Annotated in this window: 24 protein-coding genes; 16 read left to right on the forward strand and 8 right to left on the reverse strand. The window is 60.9% G+C overall.

Annotated elements, in window-relative coordinates:
- Nucleotides 1-125 precede the first annotated feature (125 nt).
- A complete protein-coding gene (locus L5014_RS08750; protein ID WP_274389309.1) occupies nt 126-1,193 on the forward strand; it encodes a type ISP restriction/modification enzyme in 1,068 nt (355 codons plus the stop codon).
- The gene (locus tag L5014_RS08755; RefSeq protein WP_238463221.1) at nt 1,190-1,333 is read left to right on the forward strand and encodes a hypothetical protein; all 144 of its coding nucleotides are present in this window, start codon (nt 1,190-1,192) and stop codon (nt 1,331-1,333) included. The genes L5014_RS08750 and L5014_RS08755 overlap by 4 nt, the downstream gene beginning before the upstream one ends.
- Nucleotides 1,334-1,418: 85 nt before the next feature.
- On the opposite strand, the gene drt2 is transcribed toward L5014_RS08755, so the two are convergent.
- The 3 genes from drt2 to L5014_RS08765 form a co-directional block, all read right to left on the reverse strand.
- On the reverse strand, nt 1,419-2,690 hold the full coding sequence (drt2, locus tag L5014_RS08760; RefSeq protein WP_238463223.1) for an antiviral reverse transcriptase Drt2: 1,272 nt from the start codon (nt 2,688-2,690) through the stop codon (nt 1,419-1,421).
- 437 nt (nt 2,691-3,127) lie between these two features.
- Nucleotides 3,128-3,253, reverse strand: coding sequence for a hypothetical protein (locus L5014_RS38590; protein WP_267256068.1), 126 nt, complete (start codon nt 3,251-3,253; stop codon nt 3,128-3,130).
- Nucleotides 3,254-5,084: 1,831 nt separating this feature from the next.
- The gene (locus L5014_RS08765; RefSeq protein ID WP_238463225.1) at nt 5,085-6,011 is read right to left on the reverse strand and encodes a hypothetical protein; all 927 of its coding nucleotides are present in this window, start codon (nt 6,009-6,011) and stop codon (nt 5,085-5,087) included.
- 210 nt (nt 6,012-6,221) lie between these two features.
- Here L5014_RS08765 and L5014_RS08770 point away from each other — a divergent pair, with 210 nt between their 5' ends.
- Complete coding sequence (locus tag L5014_RS08770; protein ID WP_212164886.1) at nt 6,222-6,872, forward strand: recombinase family protein; 651 nt, start codon at nt 6,222-6,224, stop codon at nt 6,870-6,872.
- A 62-nt stretch (nt 6,873-6,934) separates the two neighbouring features.
- On the opposite strand, the gene L5014_RS08775 is transcribed toward L5014_RS08770, so the two are convergent.
- Nucleotides 6,935-7,177, reverse strand: a complete 243-nt coding sequence (locus L5014_RS08775) for a helix-turn-helix domain-containing protein (RefSeq protein ID WP_011402588.1) — start codon at nt 7,175-7,177, stop codon at nt 6,935-6,937.
- An 80-nt stretch (nt 7,178-7,257) separates the two neighbouring features.
- Between L5014_RS08775 and L5014_RS08780 the strand changes: the two genes are divergently transcribed.
- The 3 genes from L5014_RS08780 to L5014_RS08790 all read left to right on the forward strand — a co-directional run bounded on the left by L5014_RS08780 (nt 7,258) and on the right by L5014_RS08790 (nt 10,687).
- Nucleotides 7,258-8,040 carry a lysozyme inhibitor LprI family protein gene (locus tag L5014_RS08780; RefSeq protein WP_238463226.1) on the forward strand — a complete coding sequence of 261 codons (783 nt, stop codon included), beginning with the start codon at nt 7,258-7,260 and terminating at the stop codon, nt 8,038-8,040.
- A 114-nt stretch (nt 8,041-8,154) separates the two neighbouring features.
- Nucleotides 8,155-10,122: a hypothetical protein gene (locus tag L5014_RS08785; RefSeq protein ID WP_238463227.1), complete on the forward strand. Its 1,968-nt coding sequence runs from the start codon at nt 8,155-8,157 to the stop codon at nt 10,120-10,122.
- 73 nt (nt 10,123-10,195) lie between these two features.
- Nucleotides 10,196-10,687 (forward strand): YbjN domain-containing protein, encoded by a 492-nt coding sequence (locus tag L5014_RS08790; protein WP_238463228.1) that lies wholly within the window; start codon nt 10,196-10,198, stop codon nt 10,685-10,687.
- A gap of 3 nt (nt 10,688-10,690) precedes the next feature.
- Here L5014_RS08790 and L5014_RS08795 read toward each other — a convergent pair whose 3' ends face one another.
- The gene (locus tag L5014_RS08795; RefSeq protein ID WP_238463229.1) at nt 10,691-12,598 is read right to left on the reverse strand and encodes a recombinase family protein; all 1,908 of its coding nucleotides are present in this window, start codon (nt 12,596-12,598) and stop codon (nt 10,691-10,693) included.
- Between the two features lie 45 nt (nt 12,599-12,643).
- On the opposite strand from L5014_RS08795, the gene L5014_RS08800 reads away from it, so the two are divergent.
- The 6 genes from L5014_RS08800 to ftsB all read left to right on the forward strand — a co-directional run bounded on the left by L5014_RS08800 (nt 12,644) and on the right by ftsB (nt 20,309).
- A complete protein-coding gene (locus L5014_RS08800) occupies nt 12,644-14,452 on the forward strand; it encodes a DNA internalization-related competence protein ComEC/Rec2 (RefSeq protein ID WP_420800041.1) in 1,809 nt (602 codons plus the stop codon).
- A 201-nt stretch (nt 14,453-14,653) separates the two neighbouring features.
- Complete coding sequence (locus tag L5014_RS08805; RefSeq protein WP_238463230.1) at nt 14,654-15,457, forward strand: alpha/beta fold hydrolase; 804 nt, start codon at nt 14,654-14,656, stop codon at nt 15,455-15,457.
- Nucleotides 15,458-15,633: 176 nt separating this feature from the next.
- Nucleotides 15,634-17,295, forward strand: coding sequence for a CTP synthase (locus tag L5014_RS08810; RefSeq protein ID WP_238463231.1), 1,662 nt, complete (start codon nt 15,634-15,636; stop codon nt 17,293-17,295).
- Nucleotides 17,292-18,146, forward strand: a complete 855-nt coding sequence (kdsA, locus tag L5014_RS08815) for a 3-deoxy-8-phosphooctulonate synthase (RefSeq protein ID WP_238463232.1) — start codon at nt 17,292-17,294, stop codon at nt 18,144-18,146. Before L5014_RS08810 ends, kdsA begins: the two co-directional genes overlap by 4 nt.
- Nucleotides 18,147-18,490: 344 nt before the next feature.
- Nucleotides 18,491-19,783, forward strand: a complete 1,293-nt coding sequence (gene eno / locus L5014_RS08820; RefSeq protein WP_238463233.1) for a phosphopyruvate hydratase — start codon at nt 18,491-18,493, stop codon at nt 19,781-19,783.
- A gap of 100 nt (nt 19,784-19,883) precedes the next feature.
- Entirely contained in the window at nt 19,884-20,309 is a 426-nt protein-coding gene (ftsB, locus tag L5014_RS08825; RefSeq protein ID WP_238463234.1) for a cell division protein FtsB, read from the forward strand.
- Nucleotides 20,310-20,447: 138 nt separating this feature from the next.
- On the opposite strand, the gene L5014_RS08830 is transcribed toward ftsB, so the two are convergent.
- The 3 genes from L5014_RS08830 to L5014_RS08840 all read right to left on the reverse strand — a co-directional run bounded on the left by L5014_RS08830 (nt 20,448) and on the right by L5014_RS08840 (nt 22,531).
- Nucleotides 20,448-20,852 (reverse strand): hypothetical protein, encoded by a 405-nt coding sequence (locus tag L5014_RS08830; RefSeq protein WP_420800042.1) that lies wholly within the window; start codon nt 20,850-20,852, stop codon nt 20,448-20,450.
- A 129-nt stretch (nt 20,853-20,981) separates the two neighbouring features.
- Nucleotides 20,982-21,941: an Hsp33 family molecular chaperone HslO gene (gene hslO / locus L5014_RS08835; protein ID WP_238463235.1), complete on the reverse strand. Its 960-nt coding sequence runs from the start codon at nt 21,939-21,941 to the stop codon at nt 20,982-20,984.
- A gap of 65 nt (nt 21,942-22,006) precedes the next feature.
- Nucleotides 22,007-22,531: a gamma carbonic anhydrase family protein gene (locus tag L5014_RS08840; protein ID WP_238463237.1), complete on the reverse strand. Its 525-nt coding sequence runs from the start codon at nt 22,529-22,531 to the stop codon at nt 22,007-22,009.
- A gap of 209 nt (nt 22,532-22,740) precedes the next feature.
- Between L5014_RS08840 and L5014_RS08845 the strand changes: the two genes are divergently transcribed.
- From L5014_RS08845 to L5014_RS08860, 4 genes are all read left to right on the forward strand, one after another.
- The gene (locus tag L5014_RS08845; RefSeq protein WP_420800043.1) at nt 22,741-23,688 is read left to right on the forward strand and encodes a ferritin-like domain-containing protein; all 948 of its coding nucleotides are present in this window, start codon (nt 22,741-22,743) and stop codon (nt 23,686-23,688) included.
- Nucleotides 23,689-23,757: 69 nt separating this feature from the next.
- Nucleotides 23,758-24,666 carry an alpha/beta fold hydrolase gene (locus L5014_RS08850; protein WP_238463239.1) on the forward strand — a complete coding sequence of 303 codons (909 nt, stop codon included), beginning with the start codon at nt 23,758-23,760 and terminating at the stop codon, nt 24,664-24,666.
- A 105-nt stretch (nt 24,667-24,771) separates the two neighbouring features.
- The gene (locus L5014_RS08855) at nt 24,772-25,602 is read left to right on the forward strand and encodes a 3',5'-nucleoside bisphosphate phosphatase (RefSeq protein WP_238463241.1); all 831 of its coding nucleotides are present in this window, start codon (nt 24,772-24,774) and stop codon (nt 25,600-25,602) included.
- Nucleotides 25,603-25,805: 203 nt separating this feature from the next.
- Nucleotides 25,806-26,441 carry an L-threonylcarbamoyladenylate synthase gene (locus L5014_RS08860; protein WP_238463243.1) on the forward strand — a complete coding sequence of 212 codons (636 nt, stop codon included), beginning with the start codon at nt 25,806-25,808 and terminating at the stop codon, nt 26,439-26,441.
- Nucleotides 26,442-26,481 lie beyond the last annotated feature (40 nt).

The raw sequence follows: 26,481 nt of genomic DNA on the forward strand, positions 1-26,481 counted from the left end.
ATCGACTGCGGGAAGCCGCCGCCAGACTTGCCGTCACTGAGGAATCCGACGCATAATCCGCTCGTCCTGCCTGGGGGAATTTAGCCGCCCACAAGTGGAGGAGTTTGAGCTGCCCATCGGGGGAGTTGGCGAAGGGCCGAACTCTCAGCTTTGAAGAAGATTGCTTGACGCGCAGTATGTACCGTCCCTATTCCAAGCAGTGGCTTTATTACAACCGGCGCTTCAATGAAAGGGTGTACCAGATGCCGCGCATCTTCCCGCACGCAGATGCGGAGAATCTGGTCATCGTCGTGTCAGGTACGGGTGGGCGCACAGCATTCACGGCCCTGATGGTCAACAGCGTGCCAAGTCTGCATATGGCGGACATCGACGGTTCCCAATGCTTCCCGTTGTACCTGTATAGCGAACCTGCTGCGGATGAAATCACCGAAGTGTCGCCAAACGCCGAACTGTTCGAAGCGCCGACCGCAGCCACGGCGCAGCGCGAACGTCGAGACGCACTGACGGATGAAGGGCTGACGCACTTTCAGGCTGCATATCCGGGCCAAGCGATCACCAAGGAAGACGTGTTCTATTACGTCTATGGCTTGCTGCATTCCCCGGACTATCGTGACCGGTACGCCGACACGCTTCGCAAGGAACTGCCGCGTATCCCATGCGTGAAGAAGTCAACTGACTTCTGGGCGTTCTCGAAGGCTGGTCGGAAGCTGGCTGACCTGCACGTCAACTACGAGACGGTCGAGACGTACCCCTTGCAGATTGAAGGCGGCGGACTTCTCTTGACCGATGCGGATTATCGCGTCGAGAAGATGAAGCCCGGTAAGAACGGAAAGGACAAGGACCTGACCACGTTGGTCTACAACGACAAGATCACGATCAAGGGCATCCCGCCGGAAGCCTACGAATATGTAGTCAACGGCAAACCGGCACTGGATTGGGTGGTCGAGCGACAGTGTGTGAAAGTTGATGACGGCAAGAACGGAAGTGGCATCGTCAACGATGCGAACGATTACGCCATCGAGACAATGAACAATCCGCGTTACCCCTTGGAACTGTTCCAGCGGGTCGTGACGGTCAGTCTGGAAACGATGAAGATCGTGAAGTCGTTGCCACGTCTCGATGTTCAGTCGCCGGGTCCGACTGTAGGCCAGTTGACGGAAGCGAAGGACACGCCGGACGCGCTAACGGCATGAGTGATTTACAGTGGTCGGCGACCGTGATTGCAGTCGCCGACCACTGTGCCGTCGCTGGCAGCAATGGCGCAATCATCGCCACTGTGATTGAAGCACTGTTGGTTCGAATAGCGGCAATGCATCAGTTGTCTACTGACTGATGCGCCCGCGACTGTAGCATCCACCGTACAGTTGCTACAGTCGCTTGCCGGATGTTATGGCGCGGCTGTTGATGTTCGATTCCGCCTAACCCATTTGTTTCCGTAGTCGCTTCCACAAGGGCTTTACTTGACGCTTGATCGCTTGTGCTTCGAGAATTCCCGCAGCACGTAACGCATACGAGACAAAGTTTCGCCGACCAAGGTAAGAGTACCGCTTATACAACTTCCGCTTGCGTAGGGTGATTGGCGTTTCGCCGCGCGTTACTCGCAGATCATTCCGTCTTCGCATTGTTGCCTTAGCGAGACGCACTCCGCGTTTCATTCTGTCAGAATATCTTGCAAGAGACGCCGAGCGCAATATGATGCGCTTTCCATCGAATAAAAAACCTAAATACTGAAGCGGTTTATCCGCGACGAGTCCATCGACCGTCATCGTGAATGTCCGCTCTTCCGTTTTATCCGGGTGTAACGGTAATTTGTGTAAATCTGAAAATTCCTGCGCGAGCTTCAGCAAATCTTTGCCTTTGCCTTGCGGTGCAATTATAAGCATGTCATCGCAGTAGCGGAAATACTTGCCACCCCAAGCCGTAACCGCGTTCCACATCATCTCATCGAAATTGACCATATATATGTTCGAGAGAAGCGCACTTATGGGGGAGCCTTGGGGGATACCTTTTGAATGTGGATTTCTGTTGATCAGTTTGCAGCCACGTACAATTTTACGGAAATCTTCCGGCTCGCAGACTCGCGGACCCGATGCGCGTGGATTATTCAATGAAATATGAAGCGCAGCATACAGGTTGCGTTTTTCAACCCACGAAAATCGTGTAAGCGACTTGAATACGTTGTAGTGGTCGTCGGGCAAGGCATCAACGCCCAATAGAGATTTCCACGCAGACTTTAATATCTGATGATCGAGATTTCCAAAAAAATCTCTGATGTCAGTGGTGATTACGTCGGCATTCCCAAGCTGTTTGATGGCGGAAAACGCATCCTTGGCGAAGTGTATGTTACTTTTTCCGAGTTTTCGAAAGGCCAGCACTGCGGGTTCAAAGGCGGCGGATTTAAGTCGGTTCTCGTATTTTTCGCTTAGAAGCGCCGCATAGTATGCATAGATATGGCTATCAACATGCGATGCATAGCTAACAGGACGTTCTTTGGGGATCAATGACAGCTTTTTAGAAACCGAATCCCATTTCACCTTTTGGGTTTTTATGGTGAAAGTGATGAAGGGATAAAATGCGTGACGAGTAACGACGGCGGGGTTGCCCGCGATTGCGCAAGCCGCCTTCTCGCTGATAGGCATGTCGAAGTGCAGATAGGTGCGACGCCGATACCATTCAGCAGGGTTTTCCATCGCGTTTACCTAGCAAACCGGGGGAGCGGCGGTTGGCGGCAATCCAAAATACGCACCCCCGGATATACACCAATGTTCTTTACATTATCTCACCCGGTTATTGCATCCGGGCTTTGGCCGCTTAATGTTAGAAATGCAATATCATGTCAGTATAAACGTGGAGTTCCATATGATGGAAATCGCGGTCTACGCGTTGTCTGCACTGCGTCTGTGCTCGGCGAGCAATTCGGCGTGGCTTGACAACCTGTCACTTTCCTACCCGGCAAATCCGGGAGCCTTCGTAATATAAGACAAATGGGGCCTACCCTGCAACTGCAAGGGCGATGAGCGCGAATTGGGTCATGCAGTCTGTTTTGACGCTTGCGTCGGCAGCCAGTTGACGGCTGTTTCGCCTGAACGATGTGCCGAGAAGATCATGGGCCAGACGACGCGGACAGTCAGTCATCGTCATCATCGTCGTCTTCGGGTTCCGGTTCCGACGCATCTTCGATGATGTCGTCGTAGTAATCGACCGGATCGTCGTAGTTGTCTTCAGCGTCTTCGTAAGGGCTGTGCTTCGTCATGACGTGGACCTTCGACGGTGGTGACGATGCGTTCATCGTACATCGGGGCGGCGCAGTTGTGACGGTGTGCCTTGCTTGATGTATCGCGTGACCAGCGTTACTAAACGACGCTGGTGCCGCTCGATGACATGAAGTGCATGCACCCGGCTGGTAAGACGGTCAGCGGCGTTGGTGCGGACCTACGGGGCATCTCGCGGGCGATTGTGCTGGCGGTGGTGAATCCGCAGGACACGGATAGGTTCCATGCATGCAATCGCATCGCGATGCATGCCACATTCAAGGCTGCACTGTCAAGAAAATTGTTGACGCAACGACTGTTTACTGGTATAATTGCGCTTTGCAATCTAGGATGAAGCACCGCGAACAGCGTGATCTCAAAATCCGCGCAAGACTAAATAGTAGTAGTCGGATGCCAATCCGCAACGGCGACCAATTCTGGTCCCGCCTTTATGAATTCCCCCGAAGTTGTTGAGACACGAGCGTTCAGCGCTTGTGCCGGTGGTTCGTCACCAGACGGAATCCATTCTTGATGAAGAGCGGAAGGTGCAAACAACGCCTTCTATGACCGGGAACAGACACCCGTATAAACAGAAACGATACGACAAACCTTCCTGTCGTTGGCGCTCGAAGAACACCGAAAGTGCGGTCGAGTCAAAATAAAAACATGGAGACAGTAACCAATCTGTCGGCTGGCAGACACCAGTTTCAACCCCATCGCTGTAGGTCAGGTATCGGCATGTCTGTAGAATTTAAAGGTTCGCAGGGCGGTCCCACTCGTCACGCACGGTTTCCTTAAAACCAAATTGGGGAAGACACGATTGTTAATCAATCAGTCACCGGTTAGAAACAAATGAGAAACGAACCGATCACTAGGGACGCACGCAGTGCGGACCTACGCCGAAGGCGTTACATCATGTACGCTTCGCGTCTCGCCTTCGGCTCGATACATCATGTGAGATGAAATCGACTTCGGCCATATGTCTTGTTGCCGACCAATTCGTGAAGTAGATGTCTGATTTGGGGCGTCGAATTCGAACTACATACATGAATTGATTTATTGCATGTAGCTGACTTGTGCGAACAACCCATCCACTTCACGTGTGATTTGCTGCACATATCCAGTCCACGAATTGGTGGGTCTTCATTTCTTCATTAATTAATCTGGTTCGATCTCGTCTGGCAACAAATTCGTGGTTTTCAACCACAAATCCCGTCTTCTTTCCTTCACAAGTTCCGTTGCTTCGCTGCGCTCCGCAACGCGCTTCGCGATCACAAGCGACTTGCGATCAGCGCCAGTTGTGACTTCAATTCGTCACTGGTTCGTTATTCATCACCGGCACGTCGCCCGTCACCGGTTGTTTACCTGCACCGGTACGTCACCTGCCACCGGTTGTTACCTGCCACCGGTTGTTACCTGCCACCGGCACATCGCCCGTCACTGGTTGTTACCTGCCACCGGCACATCGCCCGTCACTGGTTGTTACCTGCCACCGGCACATCGCCCGTCACCGGTTGTTACCTGCCACACCGGCACATCGCACGTCACCGGTTGTTACCTGCCACCGGCACATCGCCCGTCACCGGTTGTTACCCGCCACACCGGCACATCGCACGTCACTGGCTGTTACCTGCCACCGGTGCATCACTCGTCACCGGTTGTTACCTGCCACCGGCACATCGCCCGTCACCGGTTGTTACCCATGACGCATCACCTGTCGCCGGTCGTCACCCGTCACCCCACCACCGACATGTCGCCCGTCACTGGTTGTAACCCACCACCGGCACTTGTTCCCGCGAAGGGGACGGGCATAGAAGGCGCTGTCAACGCGAATTAAGCGATACTCGCCTTGGTCGCGGAGATAAGTGCGTCAACTGCGCCCGCGAGTCCTTCGATTTTCCTTTCAATTATGCTGAGACGCTTTAAGGTATGCAAATTTTCAGCGTCGAAGAACTCCTGCCCTGCCACGATTAGTTGTTCTGCATCCGAGAGCTTTCTCGGGATGTCATCAACCCACTGCGCGTGTTTTCGGAGCGCATGCTCGGAACGAATCGACGCCACATCGAGCGATTTCAAGGCCACCATGCCCTGTTGCAGGTCGTCAATCAGCAGTGCCCGTAGATCGCTTCGCCAGATTTCCAGTCCTGCGATGGTTCCAGCCTTCTGTTGCCGGAAGTAGGGACCGGGTTGTCCCTTGGGTATTGCACCCGTCTCACGCGCAACCGCGACTTCTTTGTCGGTCATGCGAACCGCATCATAAACGTCCGGTTCTCGCCGCTGCGCCATTCGGTGGATCAAATGGCTCGCTTCATGTGGCAATGTTGCATTGCAATTTGCGATGCGCTTCCCGATCCACTTTGCACCTTGCGGTCGTTCCAGCAAATCGGCAAGCCGCGCGTCGAATTCATCCGCTCTTCCAACAGCAGCCGATATGGTGTCCCTGTATCGCTGCATACGGTCCGCCAATTGCGCTCGATTGATAACTTCCTGAAAGGCCAACCCCATCTTCTTCGCGCCGCAATAGCCACCGATGAGCGTTTCTTCGCCGGATTCCATCGCGACCACGAATCCCTTCATGTGCGGTGTTCGACAGTTCGACAGGCCGCACTGTTCAGGTGCGTCTTTCGGAAACCGGTAGACGCCGACAGCTTCCTTCGGAAGTGCGGACGCTGCCGCGATCTCGTCCCGGAAGGCCGGACGTGTTCTGATTTCTTCGATGTTCTCGAATCTGATTAACCGCTTGTCGAGCGAGTGGTGCATGCTTACACCTGTATGGATAAACAGCCTGTGTAAGCATACACCTGTTTTTCCCAAAGGTATGCGTTTTGCAATCCGCATGGGGCCGCCGCTAAACCACCGTTTCCTAACAGTTGTCGGATGTACTGGCTTGAACTGTTGGAAATATAGGGTTGACTATTTCTAACACTCGGTGATATTCTGACACCCTTTTTCCACGCTTTCGGGGTGTCTATGGCGATCTTCGGGTACGGTCGGGTCAGCACGCGGGAACAGACAACCGAAAATCAGCGTCTCGAAATCGAGAACGCTGGTTTCAAGGTCGATTACTGGTTCACGGACGAAGGCATCAGCGGCAAGACCCATGCGTCGCAGCGCCCGCAGTTCGTAGCGATGTTGGACAAGATCAGGGACGGCGAGACGTTGGTTGTCTCTCGTCTCGACAGGCTTGGTCGTGATGCTGAAGATGTGCTGCGGACCGTGCGGACGTTGGCCGAACGCAAGATTGAAGTCATTGTGCTTCAACTTGGGAAACTCGATCTCGGGTCATCTGCCGGGAAGCTGATGCTCACGATGTTGTCGGCTGTTGCGGAGATGGAGCGGTCGCTGCTGGTGGAGCGCACGCAAGCGGGATTGGTACGTGCGAAGGCAGAAGGCAAAACCCTTGGTCGGCCATCCAAGACGACGCCAGCGCAGCGCGAAGAGATGATTACGAAGTACGCGGCGGGTGAAACGATCAGTGCTTTGGCACGAACCTACGGCATCTCGCGGGCGAGTGTGCTGGCGGTGGTGAATCCGTCACGTGAACCGACTGGCATGGGACCTGATGGCGTCCCCTGTGCGGTCGTTGATTGGTCGGATCGTCGCAAATCGCGCGGCGCATGAAGACCAGTCGCGAGACGATCATGCGGGTAGTTGAAGCGGCAACCGCGCAACTGGCGGCTGTCTCATAAGCCCGCTTCGGTCATCAGTGCCGTCATCGTCATGCCAAGTGCTTCGGCGATGTAATGCAACGCGAGAACGGACGCATTGTTGTCACCGCGTTCCACGCGCCCTAGATAGCTCACATCGATTCCAGCGGTCAGCGCCAGTTGTTCCTGCGACAAACCGCGATCCTTGCGAATGCGCCGGATCGCACGTCCAAGGGCAACGAGAGTGGGGTGTTGGCGGCTGCTGCTGAGATTTGGCATGCCCCGCATCTTTCCGATATGATGCGGCGATCTCTAGGGTACATGTACCGTATTTGTAGATGAAACAAAAAGGGGGACCGATGGATGATCTAGTCAGGCAGTACGAAGAAGACCGGCTTCGCCGTGAGAAGCTTGCATATTTTCAGGCGGCACGGAACCGTCGAGAAGGAGAAGAAGCGGCACATCGAGCCGATCAGACTATCGAAAACTTCAAGCTCATCGGCATAGTTCTACTCGGGGTTGGTGCGCTCTTCTGGTGGCTTGTCTCAACCAAGATAGGTCGCATTGTCAGCGTGATTCTGCTTCTCGCCGGTGGTGCGCTCTACGGGGTGGACTGGCTGCAAAATGATGCAGCTATGCGTGCGCAAGCACGACAGGTGGAACAGTCCCATAACATGGCAAAACCACAAGCGAGTGCGGACGTGCAATCGGCTGCGACCAAGGTATCGGCGCAGCAGAGTGTGGCTTCGGTGCCATCGGCCAGCGAAGACAGCATCCCCGCGTCGGACACGACTGCGGTCACAAGCGACACGGCCCAACAGGTGACGGCATCGGAATCTTCTTCACAAGTCGATGCAAAACCGGATGCGCAAGCTGAACAGCCCGTCGCCATCGTCGCGTCGTTCGATTGCTCGCGGGCGTCATCGAAGATCGAAAAGTTGATCTGTTCGACGCCAGAGACTGCTGATGCGGACCGGCGCTTAGCTGCTGCCTACAGTGCTGCCCGCGCGAAGTCGAACGACCCGAACACCCTGAAAGCGGATGAACGGAACTGGCTGGCGAACGAGCGCATTGCGTGTTCAGATGCCGCCTGTCTTCTTCGCGTGACGAACGACCGCATCGCCCGTCTCTCTTCGATGTAAGCGCCGCACTCGGCGGCATCTGAATCCCATACAGCACCAACTCGGGACACGAACTCTCGTTGTCCCGGCTTGGTGCTGTATTTCATCGGCAGTAGCACAACGAGAAGGTCCTATATGAACGAAAACAAACGAGCGGGACGCGGTATCCATTCGGGGATGGCAGCGGCGGCAGTCGCGGTATCGGCTGCCTTCGTGCTGGCAGCGTGCGGTGGTGGCAGTTCGGACAGCAGCACGACCAGCGGCACGACCAGCAATGCGACACCGACTGCAATGGCGGGAACTGTAGCCGTGGGTGGTAGCGTCATCGGTGCGAACATCACGGTGATCGATGCAACCGGCAAGAGTGTCGCGACGACCAGTGACGCATCGGGCAATTACTCGATCTCGCTGTCGGGGTTGACTGCACCGTTGCTGGTCGTTGCATCTGATCCCACTGGCGTGCATCCGACCTTGGCTTCGGTGGTCGCCAGCATCCCCACTGGTACGAGCGCACCAGTGGTCGGGAACGTCACGACCTTGACGACCGCAGTGGCGGCACTGCTGACGACCAGCGGTAATCCGCTGGAACTGACTGGCAGCGGTAGCCTGTCGTCGCTGGCGCAGACTTCTTCGGTGTCGGCTGCTGTCGCAAAGCTCAATACGGCCTTGTCCAACATCCTGCCCGCCAACGGCTTGACTGCTGCATCGTTCAACCCGGTGGGGACTGCGTTCACGGCGAACCAGACGGGTGCGGACGCGGTGATCGATGCGGTTCAGGTGGTGCCCGCGCCGACCGGTGGAACTCAGATCATCTCGTCCGCTGCACCATCGAACGGCATCTCCCTGAATCAATCGACTTCGGTATCGACGCCGCTTGCCGCACCGCCCGCATCAGCCGCGTACCTGTCGCAAGTGATGACGGCACTGACGCAGTGTCTTGGCGGAACGTCGTCGGCCTGTTCGAATGCTATTGACGCTAACTACAAGGAGAACGGTTTCACGACGTTCGCGACTGCACATCCGAAGATCGCCGCATCGGGCGTGACCATCGGCACGCCGCAGACCCTTGAATTCTTCACCGGCACTGGCGGTGTTCAAGAAGCACTCGTCTCGATCCCGTACACGACGAGCGGTGGCGTGGCGGGTACGGAAGTGACCGTGGTCCAGCAAACGTCTGGTGGGGCGTGGGACATCATCGGCAACCAACAGCAGTACAACGTCAACATCTGGTCGTATCTGAGCCGCTGGCAGTTCCTTGATACCAATGACGCGTCGTACAACCGATACGAAGCGGGCCTGAACATCAGCATCCCGGTCGGTGGTCCGAATCCGGCGAATCTCGCGTCCGCATCAGTGACGGGTCCCGGTATCAACGGCACGCTGTATCTGGTGCCGCGTGCGGCATCGGGTAACAGCACGTTGGCACTGACATCGACCGTGCAGACCGGCGTACCTACGGGTGGCGTCACGACGGGTTCGAACACGAACCTTTATCGATGGTCGTGGCAAGCCGTTCCCGGCGCAACCGGCACCTACACCCCGCCGACCGGCAGACGTGGGTTCTATGCGCCATCACCAGTCGATCTGTCCACCGTGCCGCAGTTCGCGACTTACACGGTCACGTTCTACGATTCGACCGGAACGCAGATCGGCCAGCCGATGAGTGTCGTCAACCCGACGCCGCCCATCAGTGCGGCATCGGGTGCGGGCGTCGCATGGCAAACGCTCGCGAGTAGTGTGCAGAACAACTTCCTGAACCCGAATGGTTCGCTCGCGGGTGCGCAGCCGTCCGTTGGATTGTCGTGGTCGAATCTTGTCAACAATCAGAACATCGCGCCGCTGGTATCGAGAACGCAGATTCAGGCCGTGCCGGGTACGGGTGTGACGACGGGTGAAGTCGATGGGTGGTGGCCCGGACCGGCAACGTTCGCTACTTCGGGCCAGTATTCGTCCACGGTGACGGCTGGCGTGGACCAGTTCGGTGTGCAGCAGTGCTCGGGGTGCCAGTTTCCCGCACTTCAATCCGGTGGCGGACGCCTTGCCGAACTGACATGGAACGTGGGACAGACAGTGTATTACAACATCTGGAAGTACATCGACTGACGTGACGTGGTCGATGGGCGGGCGATGCGCCCGCCTTCCTGTCTTCAGTTCATCATCCTTGCAGGAGCGCCTATTGACGAAAATCTTTGAAGAATCATCCGCAGTGACTATCGACGCCCTTGACGCCCATCTTCGCGATAGCGGCTTGGTCCCCTACAACGTGCAGCCCGACTGCATTCGGTTGCGCACGGAAAAGGGCATAGCGTATCGAATCACTCTCGATACCGACCGAAAGTTCATCCGCGTCGCGACATACATCCCCTTGCGTCGAAATTCGCCCATCGACCAGAAGCACGAACTGGCACGGCGGTTGAACGAAGAAGTGTTCCTGCCGGTCTTTACCATCGATCAGGACGGGGACCTTGCTGTCTCCTACGCGCTTACCTATCTGCACGGTCTGATCGGCGGCAACTTCGTTTCCATCGTTCACCGGTTCGCGTCACTTTTGGAATACATTGTCGATGCGTTCAACGCGGATGGTCTGATCGACTTCGGTGCGCCTACAACGGTGCCCGCCGTGGCTGACGCTGGATCAGGTCCAACCAGCGGCGAACTACTGCACTGACCGTCAAATCGCAGTGCTGGACCGGTCTTCGGACTGGCCCTTCGCCATCAACGCCGTCGTGGTTCCCACAAGCTGGTTGAAGATCGAAGTTTCTTCAACACCGGCCACGATTCGTGCAGTGGAAGGATCATCGAAATCGGGATAGACAACGCGGAACCCGCCGTTGACAGTCTCGATGCTGAAGAATCGACCGATGTCCTTCCTAGATGCGTAGCGGCCACGAATCCCGCGTCCCTGTCGTCGCGGTTCAGTGGGATACGATTCGGCTACGTATCGATCCACCTGATCCGCGACGAAACCAGCATCGATCAGTGACGCTCGCTGTTTTTCCACCTGTTCGTGCGTGAACAGTCTTCCAGCAGGGTGCAGCGTAATCGATGCGATGGTCCTTCTGAATTGAGCCGCGAGCGCCGCCCGGACGCGGAACAGTTCATCGTTCGTCATTGATTCCATCGTGTCAATCAGTGACCGCGCGGTCTTCGCTGTCGATGTCAGTTCTTCGTGCGCAGCGCGGTGCAGGTTCAGTTCGGTTGAAAGCTGCACCTTCGTGCGCGTGAGTTCCGTCACTTCTTCTTCAAGCGAGCGGATTCTATCCACCAACGAAGCTGGGGCATTTCCTTCTTCGATTGCGATCATCAGATTCTTGATACGAGCGTCCTTCGCCGATAACTCAGCATCGATGCTGCGTATTCTTTCGTCAAGCGTCAGGTCGCGATTCTCTTCGTGCCCGGACCGCACGTCCGTCAATATCCTTTCGAACTCGATCCCACGGCAGAAGGAAAGAAAACTCGTCTCAAAGTCCCTGTGGCCCCACTGAACAGCGTAGCACCCCAAACCGCGCCTTCCGCCATCGCAGACCAGAACCTTTTTCGGTGGTCGCTTCACTTCCTTACCATCTGCGCTTCGAATCCGCTTTGCCGCTGCACCGGCGATTACCATCGGGTTTCCGCAATATCCGCATCGAAGCAGTCCACTCAATAGGTTGGGGATTGTTTCACCCTTTCTGGCCTTGCCACCGCCGACCGCATTCTGCGACCGGTAGGCTTGCAAAGAGTAGAACTCTTCTCGCGTGATGAGCGCCGGGTAGTAGTCGGCCACCGGTTCGCCATGTGGAATCACGCGGCCACTCTCAAATATGCCCGGTTGGTACTCACCGTATAGGGCTGTCGATGTCAAAATCTTCTGAATGTAGCTCGGATGCCAGCCCTTCGGGTTGCCCGAGAAACTTGGCACGGAGCGGGAATTCAAGGTCTTGGCGATGATCGTTTGTCCCATCCCGTTCTTAGCCAGCGAGATGATCTCTCGGACGACTGACGCGCGTTCTGGAACGAATTCAAACCGGGTCCTATCGTCGTTCAGTTCCATCCAAAGCGGGCACCGTGCGGTCAGCTTTTTCTCTTGCAGTCGAGAGCGTTTGTTCATCCACGCAGCTTTAAGTCGTCGGCTCTTCGTTAGCGATTCGTCGTGCGCACGCGTCATGATCGTGATTGACACGATGAGATCGGTTGGATTGTCGATGCCGGGGCTGTACACCTTTCCATCGGACAGGGTAACAATGGTGATTCCCCTGTTTAGGATGGACAGGAAAAGGTTCAGTGCTTCTATCACGCGGTCCCGAGACAGCCGGTCGAGCGATTCGATAAGAAGGTAAGAGCCGGGGACGACACGCTCTTCATCGACCGCTTTCAGGAATCCGCCAAGTGCGCCGCGTGTGACGTTGGACCCATCGAACGCCGATACGCCAAGGTCCTGTAGGTGCAGCGACGTGTCCAGCGTCAGGCCATGTTCGCGGGCGTACTGTTCGGACAGTTCTGTCTGACGGCGCAGCGAGTCCCCCTTCTTCTGTTCGGGGGTAGAGAAACGGATGTAGGAGTATGCGGTCGGCAAGGGCAGTCCATCACGGTGTTCCACGGTCGCGGAATTCTACCAGTCGGGACATGTGTTCATCACCATGAAATGGCGATCTCGGGGCTGCATCTGAGCTTCGTCGCCGGATTGTCCGGCTGGGCCGTGGGCGCGCTCTGGCGGCGCGTGCGCTGGCGCGGGGTCGAGGCGCCTCTTGTCGTGCCGGCCCAGAAAATGGCCGTTGCCGGCGCGCTCTGCGTGGCGGCGGCCTACGCGGCGCTGGCCGGATTCAACGTGCCCGTGCAGCGCGCGCTCTGGATGCTTGCGGTTACGGCCGCGGCGCTATGGAGCTCGCGCGAACTGGCGCGCGGCCATGTGCTCGCGTGGGCGCTCGGTCTCGTGTTGTTACGCGATCCGTGGGCCGTCACGGCGGCCGGATTCTGGCTCTCGTTCGGCGCCGTCGCGGCCATTCTGTTCGCGGCGAGCGGCGTGCCGCGCGTGCGGCGAACCAACGATATCGACGATATCGAACTCTCGCCGGAAGAAGTCGATCCGATGCGCGAGAAGGAGGAACCGCGAGAAGCGAGTCGGCCGCCACGCTTTTACGCGCGTTTTTGCGCAGCCTTCGATTACGGGCGCTGGCGTCGAGCCGCGCGGAGCCTTTGGGTCAGGGTGGGAGACGGGGCGCGCGTCCAGTGGGCGGTCACGCTGGCACTCGCGCCGCTCACGGCGTACTGGTTCATGCAGATCCCGTTGATCGGTCCGCTGGCGAACGCTTTCGCGATTCCGTGGGTGAGTCTGTTCGTAACGCCGGCAGTGCTGGCGGGTGTCGTGCTGCCTGCGCCGCTCGATGCTTTCGCGCTGCGGGCGGCGCACGCGTTGATCGAGATGCTTGCCGCCGCGCTCGCAACGCTCGAAGGGTGGCCTTGGGCTGTGCTGCGCCTGCCGCAGCCCGGCTATTGGGCATTGGGTTGCGCGGCGGTCGGCGTCGTGTGGGGTCTCGCACCGCGCGGCTGGCCGCTGCGCTGGCTCGCACCGTTCACCTGGTTGCCGCTCCTTGTGCCCGCGCCGAGCGGGCCGCCGCCCGGCGCGTTCCGCCTGAGCGCGCTGGACATCGGGCAGGGGACGTCGGTGCTCGTCGAGACCGCGCGACACACGCTTCTTTTCGATGCGGGCCCGGGGCCCGAATCCACGCATGCGGGCGAGCGGATCGTCGTGCCTTATCTGCAGGCGCATGGCGTAATGCGGCTCGACGCACTCATGGTGAGCCACGACGACTCCGATCACTCGGGCGGCGCGCAGGCCGTACTCGACGCCGTGCCGGTACGCCAGTTCGTGGCGGGCATCCTGCCCGACCATCCGCTGTGGGCGAGTGCGCGCCGCGCGGGCGCCGAGACCGTGCAGTGCGCCGCCGGGCAGCGCTGGGAGTGGGATGGCGTCACGTTCGAGGTGCTCTGGCCAAACGCTGGCCCGCTCTCTGGCAAGCCCAATACGCATTGCTGTGTGCTGCGGGTCTCCACGGCACCCGGGCGCGGCGTGGCGGGTGGCGCAGTCTCCGCGCTGCTTGCCGCCGACATCGAGGCGTCCGCCGAGCGCGCGCTCGTCGCGCGCGATGCCGGCCGCTTGCAGGCCCAAGTGCTGGTCGTGCCGCACCACGGGAGCAAGACATCGTCGACTGAACCCTTCCTCGATTCTGTCTGGCCGCTCGTCGCGATATTTCAGGTAGGCTATTTGAGCCGATTTAACCATCCGCACCCAAGCGTGTTCGCGCGCTACGCGTCGCGCCATATCATATTGGCGCGCAGCGACGCCGATGGCGCGGCGCGAGTGGAAGCGGCGCCCGGCGCGCTGAGCGTCGAGCGCTTTCGCGATACGCAGCGGCGCTACTGGATGGACGCGGGGATGGACGCGGGCGAGTGAAGCGCATGCAAGGCCGGGTTACGGGGGTACCTTGGACAGCACGATCGGTCGTTCGCCCTGGCGACGGCGGCGTTGCGCACGGCTACGCGAATCCGACAAAGCAAGACCCGAACATCCAGCAACTGAAGCAGGCGGCAGGGCGCGTACATCGCATGCGCTCGATGGCCGTGAACAGGACCGAGGACCGGAGACCACAGGGCATTGAAGAACGTCATCCACTTTTCACACGCGAACGGTTTTCCGGCATCGACTTATCGCACGCTTTTTGCCGAGTTAGGCGACACCCACGAGCTGCGCTATATCGAGCGTATCGGCCATGATGCACGCTATCCCGTGACGCGCGACTGGCCGCATCTCGTCGATCAGCTGATTGAGGACATCGGGCGCCGTTACGAAGAGCCGGTCTGGCTGGTCGGTCATTCGCTCGGCGGCTATCTCTCGCTCATGGCGGCGCTCAGGAAGCCGCATTGGGTGAGGGGCGTGGTGATGCTCGACTCTCCGGTGATCGCGGGCTGGCGCAGCGGCATGCTGAAAGTCTCGCAATGGACGGGGCTGGACGAGCGCCTTTCGCCCGCCGCCGCCACGCGCCGGCGCCGCACCAGTTGGGCGAGCCGCGACGAGGCCTGGCACCACTTCTATTCGAAGCCCGCGTTCGCGCGCTGGGACGAGCGCGTACTGTCCGACTATATCGACTTTGGCATTCCTCAGACCTCGGCCGACGGCACGCGCACGCTCGCCTTCGACCGCCGCACCGAGTACCTGATTTATCGCACCTTGCCGCATACCTTCGGCACGCGGCTCGTGCATGGCTCGCCGGTGCCGGTAAGCTTCATTGGCGGGACGCACTCGAAGGAGGTGCGCCAGGTCGGGCTGGCGGCCACGCAGCGCATCGCCGGCGAGCGTTTCGAATGGATCGAGGGCAGCCATCTTTACCCAATGGAGCGGCCAATCGAGACGGCACGCGCGGTGCAGCGCATGCTCTACGCGATGGAAAACGGCGGCTGAGCGGACCGGCTTCGCGCTGGCCCGCTCAGGGGCATTGCAACGTGGGTGGCAAGGGGCGCAATCAGTCGCGCAAGGATGTTCGCGGCGGACCACACCGCCCGATAAACAGCTCACGCAAAATTCAGGGTTAGCCCTTGCTTTACGGTATAATCCGTTTTTCCCGCGAGCATCCAGCGATGACCAAATATGTTTTCGTCACCGGCGGCGTAGTTTCTTCCCTTGGCAAGGGTATTGCCGCCGCCTCCCTCGCCGCGATCCTCGAATCGCGCGGTCTGAAAGTCACCCTCCTCAAGCTCGATCCCTACATCAACGTCGACCCCGGCACGATGAGCCCGTTTCAGCACGGCGAAGTGTTCGTGACGGAAGACGGAGCGGAAACCGACCTCGACCTTGGCCACTATGAGCGCTTCATCAGCACGAAGATGCGCAAGGCCAACAACTTCACCACGGGCCAGATCTACGAATCGGTGATCCGCAAGGAACGCCGCGGCGATTATCTCGGCAAGACCGTGCAGGTCATTCCGCACATCACGAACGAAATCCAGGCGTTTATCGAGCGCGGCGCGGCTTCGGCCACGTGCGGCGAGCCGGACGTGGCGATCGTCGAAGTGGGCGGCACGGTGGGTGACATCGAATCGCTGCCGTTCCTCGAGGCCGCGCGTCAGATGAGCCTGCGCCTCGGCCGCAACAGCGCGTGCTTCGTGCACCTCACGCTCGTGCCGTTCATCGCCACCGCTGGCGAGCTCAAGACCAAGCCCACGCAGCACAGCGTGCAGAAGCTGCGCGAAATCGGCATTTATCCGAACGTGCTGCTGTGCCGCGCCGACCGTCGCATTCCCGACGACGAGCGCTCGAAGATCTCGATGTTCTCGAACGTGCCTGAAGACGCCGTGATCTCGGTGTGGGACGCGGACAGCATCTACAAGATCCCGCAGATGCTGCACGATCAGGGCCTCGACTCGATCGTCTGCGACGAGCTGAAGCTTTCGGCCCGTCCCGCCAACCTGGCAGTGTGGGCGGAGATGGTCGAGAAGCTCGAGCAGCCGCAGCACGAAGTCACGATCGGCATGGTCGGCAAGTATGTCGATCTGACCGAGTCGTACAAGTCGCTCATCGAAGCGCTGCGCCACGCGTCGATCAAGACCTCGGCGAAGGTGAACATCGAGTACATCGACTCCGAGCAGATCGACGAAGAGGGTGTTGAAAGCCTGAAGCACCTCGACGCGATTCTCGTGCCGGGCGGTTTCGGCCGTCGCGGCACCGAAGGCAAGATCAAGGCCATTCAATACGCCCGCGAAGCGAAGGTGCCGTATCTCGGCATCTGCCTCGGCATGCAACTCGCGGTGATCGAATTCGCGCGCGACGTGGTGGGCCTGAAGCACGCGAACAGCACCGAATTCGATCCGGACACGCCGGACCGCGTCGTCGCGCTCATCACCGAATGGGCCGACCGTGAGGGCAACGTCGAGAAGCGCAGCGAAAACTCGGATCTCGGCGGCACCATGCGCCTCGGCTCGCAGCGTTGCCCGATCAAGCCCGGCACGCTCGCATCGGAAATCTATGGCAAGGACGTGAACGAGCGTCACCGTCACCGTTATGAAGTCAATAACGGCTACGTACCCAAGCTCGAAGCCGGTGGCCTTATCATCAGCGCCCGTACGCCGACAGAAGATCTGCCGGAAATGATGGAGCTGCCGCGCGACATGCACCCGTGGTTCGTCGGCGTCCAGTTCCACCCGGAATTCACGTCCACGCCGCGTGACGGCCATCCGTTGTTCAAGGCCTATGTCGAAGCGGCGGTCGCCCATCAGCAGGCGCACGCTGAGGAGAAAGCATGAACCTGTGCGGTTTCGAGGTTGGTCTGTCCAAGCCGTTCTTCCTGATCGCAGGCACCTGTGTCGTCGAATCCGAGCAGATGACGATCGACACGGCGGGCCGCCTGAAGGAAATCACCGCGAAGCTCGGCATTCCGTTCATCTACAAGTCGTCCTACGACAAGGCCAATCGGTCGAGCGGCAAGTCGTTTCGCGGCCTCGGGATGGACGAGGGCCTGCGTATCCTCTCCGAAGTGAAGCGCCAGCTCGGCTTGCCCGTGCTGACCGACGTGCACACGGAAGAGGAGATCGAGCCCGTGGCATCGGTCGTGGACGTTCTGCAGACGCCCGCGTTCCTGTGCCGCCAGACCGACTTCATCCACGCGTGCGCGCGTTCGGGGAAGCCGGTCAACATCAAGAAGGGCCAGTTCCTCGCGCCGCACGACATGAAGAACGTGATCGACAAGGCGCGCGACGCGGCGCGTGAAGCAGGTCTTTCCGAAGACCGCTTCATGGCGTGCGAGCGCGGTGTCTCGTTCGGCTACAACAATCTCGTCTCGGACATGCGCTCGCTCGCGATCATGCGCGAGACCGGCGCGCCGGTCGTGTTCGATGCAACCCACTCGGTACAGTTGCCGGGCGGGCAGGGCACGAGCTCGGGTGGCCAGCGCGAATTCGTGCCGGTGCTCGCGCGCGCGGCCATGGCCACGGGCATCGCGGGGGTCTTCATGGAGACCCATCCGAAGCCCGCCGAGGCAAAGTCGGACGGTCCCAATGCCGTGCCGCTCAATCGCATGGCCGACCTGCTCGAAACGCTCGTCACGCTCGACCAGGCGGTCAAGCGTGCGCCGTTCCTCGAGAGCGATTTCAACTGATCGTCAGGTCGCCAGGTAGTGTGCGTCGCTTCGATTGCATGAGCGGCGCAATGGAGGAGCAGCGCGGCGCAAGGCCGGTCGTGCAGCGGGCGTCATACCAGGACGCCATGCTGTGCGGGCACCGGCCAGGCGCGCCGCGCGTGATGTGCAAGGCAGCGTGGCGGTGCAATGGCTAAGGCAGGTGTGTAGCCGGCGCGTCGCGGCAAGTTGAACCTGACGACCGCGCAGCCTGTCCCATGTGACGGTGTGCCCCGAACGAGCATAGAAGCTGTGCCTCGCGGGCCAATGCCCATGCATCAGGCGGCTTCGGTCGCGCAAGAATTAAGTCATTTCCTGAGGAAACCATGAGTGCAATCGTAGATATCATCGGTCGCGAGATCCTGGATTCGCGCGGTAACCCCACCGTCGAATGCGACGTGCTGCTCGAGTCGGGCACGATGGGCCGCGCGGCAGTGCCGTCGGGCGCATCGACGGGCTCGCGCGAAGCGATCGAGCTGCGCGACGGCGAAGCCGGCCGCTACAACGGCAAGGGCGTGCTGAAGGCGGTCGAGCACATCAACACCGAAATTTCCGAAGCGATCATGGGCCTCGACGCTTCGGAGCAGGCCTTCCTCGACAAGACCCTGCTCGAGCTCGACGGCACCGACAACAAGTCGCGCCTCGGCGCGAACGCGATGCTGGCCGTTTCGATGGCCGTCGCGAAGGCCGCCGCTGAAGAAGCCGGCCTGCCGCTGTACCGCTACTTCGGCGGCTCGGGCGCGATGCAACTGCCGGTGCCGATGATGAATATCGTCAACGGCGGCGCGCATGCGAACAACAGCCTCGACATTCAGGAATTCATGATCGTGCCGGTGAGCCAGCCGACCTTCCGCGAAGCACTGCGTTGCGGTGCGGAAGTGTTCCACGCGCTCAAGAAGATCCTCTCGGATCGTGGCATGAGCACGGCAGTGGGCGACGAAGGCGGCTTCGCACCGAACTTCGGCAGCAACGACGAATGCCTCTCGACCATCCTGCAAGCCATCGAAAAGGCTGGTTACCGCGCTGGTGAAGACGTGCTGCTCGCGCTCGACTGCGCAGCGAGCGAGTTCTACCACGACGGCAAGTACCAGCTCGCGGGCGAAGGCCTGCAGCTCTCGTCGGCTGAGTTCGCCGACTACCTCGCGACGCTCGCGGATAAATTCCCGATCGTCTCGATCGAAGACGGCATGCACGAGTCCGACTGGGCCGGCTGGAAGCTGCTCACCGACAAGCTCGGCAAGAAGGTCCAGCTCGTGGGCGACGACCTGTTCGTCACCAACACGCGCATCCTGAAGGAAGGCATCGAGAAGGGCATCGCCAACTCGATCCTCATCAAGATCAACCAGATCGGCACGCTGACGGAAACCTTCGCGGCCATCGAGATGGCCAAGCGCGCGGGCTATACGGCCGTGATCTCGCACCGCTCGGGCGAAACCGAAGACTCGACGATCGCGGACATCGCCGTCGGCCTGAACGCTGGTCAGATCAAGACCGGCTCGCTCTCGCGCAGCGACCGCATCTCGAAGTACAACCAGCTGCTGCGCATCGAGGAAGATCTCGGTGATATCGCCAGCTACCCGGGCAAGTCGGCGTTCTATAACCTCCTTAAGGTTGGTTAAGCGGACTCGAGCCCGGCAGCGGCCTTGCTGTCCTTTTTCGTAATCCCTTTCCGCCGCCCTGCGTCAAGCGCAGGGCGGCGTGTATTTTCCGGCACCTTACATGCGGCTTGTCACTGTCGTCCTGATTCTCCTGCTCGTGCTGATCCAGTATCCGCTCTGGTGGGGCCATGGCGGCTGGCTGCGTGTGCACGAGCTACGCGAGCAGCTTGCCCAACAGCAGAAGCAGAACGACGACGAGAAACTGCGCAACGAACGCATTGCGGGCGAAGTGCAGGATCTCCAGAGCGGCACTGCGGCTGTGGAGGAGCGTGCGCGCTATGAGATGGGCATGGTCAAGGACAGCGAGGCGTTTGTGCAGTTCGTTTCGCCGAACCAGCCGTTGCCCACGACCCCGACGGGCTCGTCGAATGTTTCAACGCGCGGCGAGATGTCGGCGGCGCCGGTCAAAGTGGTGCCCAATCCTGTGTCGCGTGTGCCGGAGAAGCGGCATGGACATGGTAAGGTAGCGAAGAAGAAGGCAGGTTGAGCCTAGGCGGGCTGGATTGGGGCAGGCCCGCCTTCAAAGGAAAAAAGAGCGACAAAAAAAGCGCGGCTTCCGACAAACGGACGCCGCGCTTTTTTATTTCGTGGCGGACAGAATACGGTGCTCGCCCGGCTTGCGTGCTTACCACCCCCAGCCCGGATAGCCGTAGCCGATACCCGTGCCCCAGCCGCTTCCCCAGCCACCGCTGTAGTAGCTGCCGTAGACGCTAACAGGCGGCGCATAGGCACGCGACCAGGCTTGCGCGGCGGCTTCCGCGCTTGCTGCGCGGTCCGATTCGGTGAGCGCCTGGCGGTCGATTGCGTCGTAGCGGGCGCGCTCGTCGGGCGTGAGCACCGGCGCATTCTGCAATGCATCCGCCTGATTGGCGGGCAGGCGGCTGTATATCGGCGATGGTCCGGGAGGATCCAGCATGCAGCCGCTCATGAGCACGACGCCCGCGCCGAGCGCGGCCATCGCACACATCGCTGTTGCGCGCCGCAAGCCCCGTGCGTGCAACTGCCATGCGAAGGACTTGTTCGTTTTCATTGCTCTTCCTCCATCTATCGGACGCCTAAGCAACGCTGGATGATGAGCGGGTCCGGGATTCTGCTCATGGTTGCTGCCGTGCGCCGCAGCCACACTGGAGGCGACGCGCCGGCAGACCATCAGCATCGGTCAGTGGCGCCGTTCCGCAGCAGGGGTGACACCTTCTGAGAGCCCCGGCGTGGCAAAAAGTTGCGCCACATCCACGGGATCGAATTCATAGCGCTGGTTGCAATAGTCGCAATGAATTTCGACATGGCCGCGCTCCTCGATCACGCCATCGACTTCTCCGCGGCCCAGCATTTTCAGCATCGAGCCCACCTTTTCGCGCGAGCAGCTACACAGGAAGCGCGTGGTCGCGGGCTCGAAGTGTTGTACGTTCTCCTGCCAGAAGAGGCGACGAAACAGCGTCTCCGGCTCCTGTTCGAGCAGTTCCTCACGCGTGAGCGTGCCGCCGAGCGTGCAGACGCGCTCCCAGGTATCGGCGTCGAGCTCGTGCGGATGCGGCACGATGCCGCCGTCGCCGGGCAGCTTCTGCAGCAGCATGCCGACCGCGCGGTCGTCGTTCGCGCCCAGCCACAGGCGCGTGTCGAGCTGCTCCGAATGATGCATGTAGTGCTCGAGCACTTCCGCGATGGACTTGAGCGGGCCGTCCTCGCCATTGAGCGGCACGATGCCCTGGTAGGGTTGCTGGCCCGGCTGCTTGTTGGCCGGGTCGAGCGTGATCACGCAACGGCCCTGGCCGCTCACATTGATGAGATCGGCAAGCGTGATGCCTTCGAGCGCGGCCACATCTTCGGCTTCGACGCCGTCTGCGAGCCGCGCGGTGGCGCGCATCGAGAGGTCCGAGCTGCACTGCACCACCAGCATTCGGAGCGGGCCGTCGCCGAGGATCTGCATGATCAGCGTGCCGTCGAACTTCAGGTTCGCCGAGAGCAGGGCGCAGGCCGCCATCATTTCGCCGAGCACGGTGCGCACGGGCATCGGGTACTGGCGGCGTGTCAGCACCTCTTGCCACGTGCTGCGCAACGAGACGATCTCGCCGCGCACGGGCGCCGCGCTGAACATGAATTTCTGCAACTGGTCATTCACAATCTTTTCCTTCGTTTTGATCCTTGTGGCGCGTCCCGTAAAGCACAGCGTCCAGGCAGGCAGCCTTAGCCGATGCGCACGAGTTGCGCCTTGAAATACGCCCGGCGCTCCACGTAGGAGTCCGCGTTGCGCTTGAGGCCGGCAATGTCGGCCTCGGTCAGCTCACGCACGACCTTGGCCGGCGCACCGAGAATGAGCGAGTTGTCGGGAAAAACTTTGCCTTCCGTGACAACGGCGCCCGCACCAACCAGACAGTTGCGGCCGATTACCGCACCATTCAAGACCACGGCCTGAATACCGATGAGCGCGCCTTCCTTGATCGTGCAGCCATGCAGCATGGCCTGGTGCCCGACCGTCACGTTCGCTTCGAGCGTGAGCGGGTAGCCGGGGTCGGTGTGCAGCGTCGCGCCTTCCTGAATATTGCTGCGCGGGCCGACCTTGATCGGCTCGTTGTCGCCGCGCAGCGTCGCGCCAAACCAGACGCTCGAATCTTCGGCCAGTTCGACCGTGCCGACGACCGTGGCGTTGTCCGCGACAAATACGCTCTCGTGAATGGTGGGCGCTGCTTCGCCAAGTTTGTAGATAGCCACGGTGTTACGTCTCCTTTTATCTTGCGGGGGCGGCTGCGGCATGTGCTCAAGGGCGCCGACGGCGCAGGCCGGGTGAATCGCGTATTGTAAACGGTTGCGTGCCTGCGCTCGTCCCGCCCCACAATCGCGTGGATGGGGCTGTTGGGTGCACTTGCAGCGGCCTGGTCGCCCATCCACTGGTTTTTTTGCCGATTTTTGTCTCTTTTGCGATGAGTTCTGTGTTTTCCGAAGCCATCGGCTCGGCGCCCCAGCGTCCAGCCGATTTCGCATATGCGGCCCCGGCCGGCGCTGGCTGGCGCGTCGCCGCACTCGCTGCCTTGCGCGAACGCGATCCGCTCACCAAGGCCGACGCCGTGCTCGCTCTCCATGGAAAAGTGCTGGATGCGGCGGCGCAGGGGACACCTCAGGGCGCCACGCAGTGGCAGGCCTCGTGCGCGCTGCTCGCGCCCGCCGATCTCCCCGGCCGCCCGGCGCGCCCCGAGCTTGTCGAGCCGCGCAGCCTGCAGCGCCGCAGTATGAGCACGCCGCAAGGGCGCGTGGTGCTGCTGCACGCGTTGGCGCATATCGAATTCAACGCGATCAACCTCGCGCTCGACGCCGTATGGCGCTTCGCGAACCTGCCCGATGCCTTCTACGCCGACTGGCTGAAGGTGGCGGCCGAGGAGGCGTATCACTTTTCGCTGCTGCGCCAGCGGCTCGCCGATTACGGACATGCCTACGGCGATTTCCCGGCGCACAACGGCCTCTGGGAGATATGCGAGCGCACGAGCGGCGACGTGCTCGCGCGTATGGCGCTGGTGCCGCGCGTGCTGGAGGCGCGTGGCCTCGACGCTTCGCCGCCCATCCGCGCGCGCCTGAAGCAGGCCGGCGACGACGAATCCGCCGCGATCCTCGACATCATCCTGCGCGACGAGGTCGGGCACGTGCGCATCGGCAATTACTGGTTCCGCCATTTGTGCGAGGCGCGCGGTCTCGATCCGCATGCGGCATGGCTGGCGCTCGCCGCGCAATACGACGCGCCACGCATGCGCGGACCGTTCAATTTCGAGGCGCGCCGTTCGGCGGGCTTCGATCAGGCCGAGCTCGACACACTGGCCGCGCAGGACGCCGCCGCAGCGAGCGAATCCGCCGCCCGCAGGGGCGCAGAAGAAAAGTGACAGGGCGCCAGCCCAACTGTCAGAACGTGCCGATATAATCGAACGACCATTCGTTTTTGTGCGAGCGCAATGAATCTTTCCCGATCCGAATTCGTCGCCGTGAACGGCATCCGCCTGCACGTGCGTCGCTGGGGCGCCGAGGACGCGCCCACGCTCTTCATGCTGCATGGCTGGATGGACGTGGCCGCTTCGTTCCAGTTCGTCGTCGATGCGCTCGGCGGCAATTGGCAGGTGATTGCGCCGGACATGCGCGGCTTCGGTTTGTCCGACTGGCCAGCGGCGCAGCAGGGCGGGGGCAGCTACTGGTTCCACGACTATGTCGCCGACCTGGACGCGCTGCTCGAGCATTACGCGCCCCAAGGTGAGGTGAATCTCGTCGGCCACAGCCTTGGCGCGAACGTCGTCTGCTTCTATGCTGGCGTGCGGCCCGAGCGCGTGCGGCGCGTGGTCGATCTGGAGGGATTCGGCATGCCCGCTACCGTGCCTGCGCAGGCGCCGGGCCGCGTGCGCCAATGGCTCGACGAAATGCGCGCGCCGCCGCCATTGCGCCCCTACGCCACGCTCGACGACGTGGCTGCGCGGCTCGTGAAGACGAATCCGCGCCTCGCGCCGACGCGTGCGCGCTTTCTCGCACAGCACTGGTCGAAGCCGGTGGAGGGGACGGGCAGCAAGAACGGCGAAAGCGGCTACATGCTGCTAGGCGACCCCGCGCACAAGATCGTCAACCCGATGCTGTACCGCCTCGAAGAGATCATGGCGGTGTGGGCGTGCGTGCGGGCGAAGGTGCTGCACGTGGAAGCCAGGCAGTCGGAGACGCTCGCGCGCATCGCGGGCAAGGTGCCCATCGACGCGTTCAAGAAGCGCTTCGAGGCATTTCCCGACTGGCGCGAGCGTTTCATCGACGACGCGGGTCACATGATTCATCACGATCAGCCCGAAGCCGTCGCACATCTCATCGAGGCCTTCTGCGCCGACTAGCCATGCCGCTGTCCGGCACCGGAGGACGCATCCCCGCTGGCTGGGCGCCTGCGACGTCTTCGTCGCATTGCAGTAAAATGGGCTGTTACTCTTTTTAAGCCTCCGATGAACGCCGATCTCCACTGTCATTCCACTGTCTCCGACGGCCAGATGGCCCCGGCTGCCGTTGCACAGCTGGCGAAGACGGGCGGCGTGACGCTGTGGGCGCTCACCGATCACGACGAACTGGGCGGTCAGCGCGAGGCGCGCGCAGCGGCCGAGGCGCTGGGCATGCGCTATCTCACCGGCGTCGAGATTTCGGTCACGTGGGCGTCACGCACGGTGCATATCGTCGGTCTGCATGTCGACACCGAGTGCACGGCGCTGGTCGATGGGCTTGCGCGCACGCGCAATGGCCGCGCGGCGCGCGCCGAGGCAATCGGCGAGCGTCTGGAATCCCTGGGCATCACGAACGCCTATGAAGGCGCGCTCGAGTACGTCTCGAATCCCGACTTGATTTCGCGCACGCACTTCGCGCGCTTTCTTGTGGAATCGGGCCGGGCACAGAATACCCAGGACGCGTTTTCGCGCTGGCTGGGCGAGGGCAAGCCCGGCTATGTTTCGCACCGCTGGGCCAGACTCGCGGACGCCGTTGCGTGGATCAAGGCCGCAGGCGGCGAGGCCGTGGTCGCGCATCCGGGCCGCTACCATTACACGCCGCTCGAATTCGACACGTTCTTTGGCGAGTTCATCGACCTGGGCGGCAAGGCCATCGAAGTCGTCACGGGTAGCCACACGCCCGACCAGTACGGCGAATATGCTGCCGTTGCGCGCCGTTTCGGCTTCGAGGCGTCGCGTGGCTCCGACTTCCACGCACCCAGCCCGGACGCGATCGTGCCGGGCTCGCTGCCGCCGCTGCCTTCCGATCTCAAGCCTGTCTGGGAGCGATGGCTATAGGCAGCACCCGCCGCACCCGCCGCACCCGCTGCCCTGGCCCACATCCGCCGCTTCTGCCGCCGTTTTTGCATCACCGCGTTGCGCCCCTGCGCGGCCCGTCGTGCTTCGTTTCCGTGCTGTCCCGTTCGTCCCGCTGCGCGCTTGCATCAGAATTTCGTGGCGCGCTTCACGTCCCGTCTTGCCTTCGTCAGCTGATTACTGCCATGTCACAGTTTTTTCGGCTTCACCCAGAGAACCCGCAGCCGCGCCTCGTCAAGCAGGCCGTGCAGATCATCCGCGATGGCGGCGTGATCGCGCTGCCCACCGATTCGAGCTACGCGCTCGCCGCACGCATCGACGACAAGCAGGCCGCCGAGCGTCTGCGCCGCATCCGCGGGCTCAACGACAAGGCGCTGCTCTCGCTGATGGTGCGCGATCTCTCCGAACTCGCGAATTTTGCGATGGTGGACAACCGTCAGTACCGGCTCATCAAGTCGGTGACGCCGGGCCCCTACGTATTCGTGCTGGAAGCGACGAAGGAAGTGCCGCGGCGGCTTTCGCACCCCTCGCGCAAAACCATCGGGCTGCGCGTGCCGGGTCACGCGATTCCGCTCGCGATTCTCGAGGAACTGGGCGAGCCGCTGCTCGCCTCGACGCTGATCCTGCCGCCCGACACCGAGCCGCTCAACGATCCCGAGGAGATTCGCGAGCGTCTCGAGAAGCAGCTCGATCTCGTGATCGACGGTGGGGCGTGCCCGCGCGAGTCGTCGAGCGTCATCGACCTGACCGGCGATGAGCCCGTGCTCGTACGCGCGGGGCTGGGTGACCTGGCGCCGTTCGGGCTGGAGGAACCGGCCTGATGCGCACGCCCCGCGTGTGCAACGGCCAATCGGTTCCGCG

The organism is Paraburkholderia tagetis (genome assembly GCF_022213065.1).
GTDB classification, from domain to species: Bacteria; Pseudomonadota; Gammaproteobacteria; order Burkholderiales; family Burkholderiaceae; genus Paraburkholderia; species Paraburkholderia tagetis.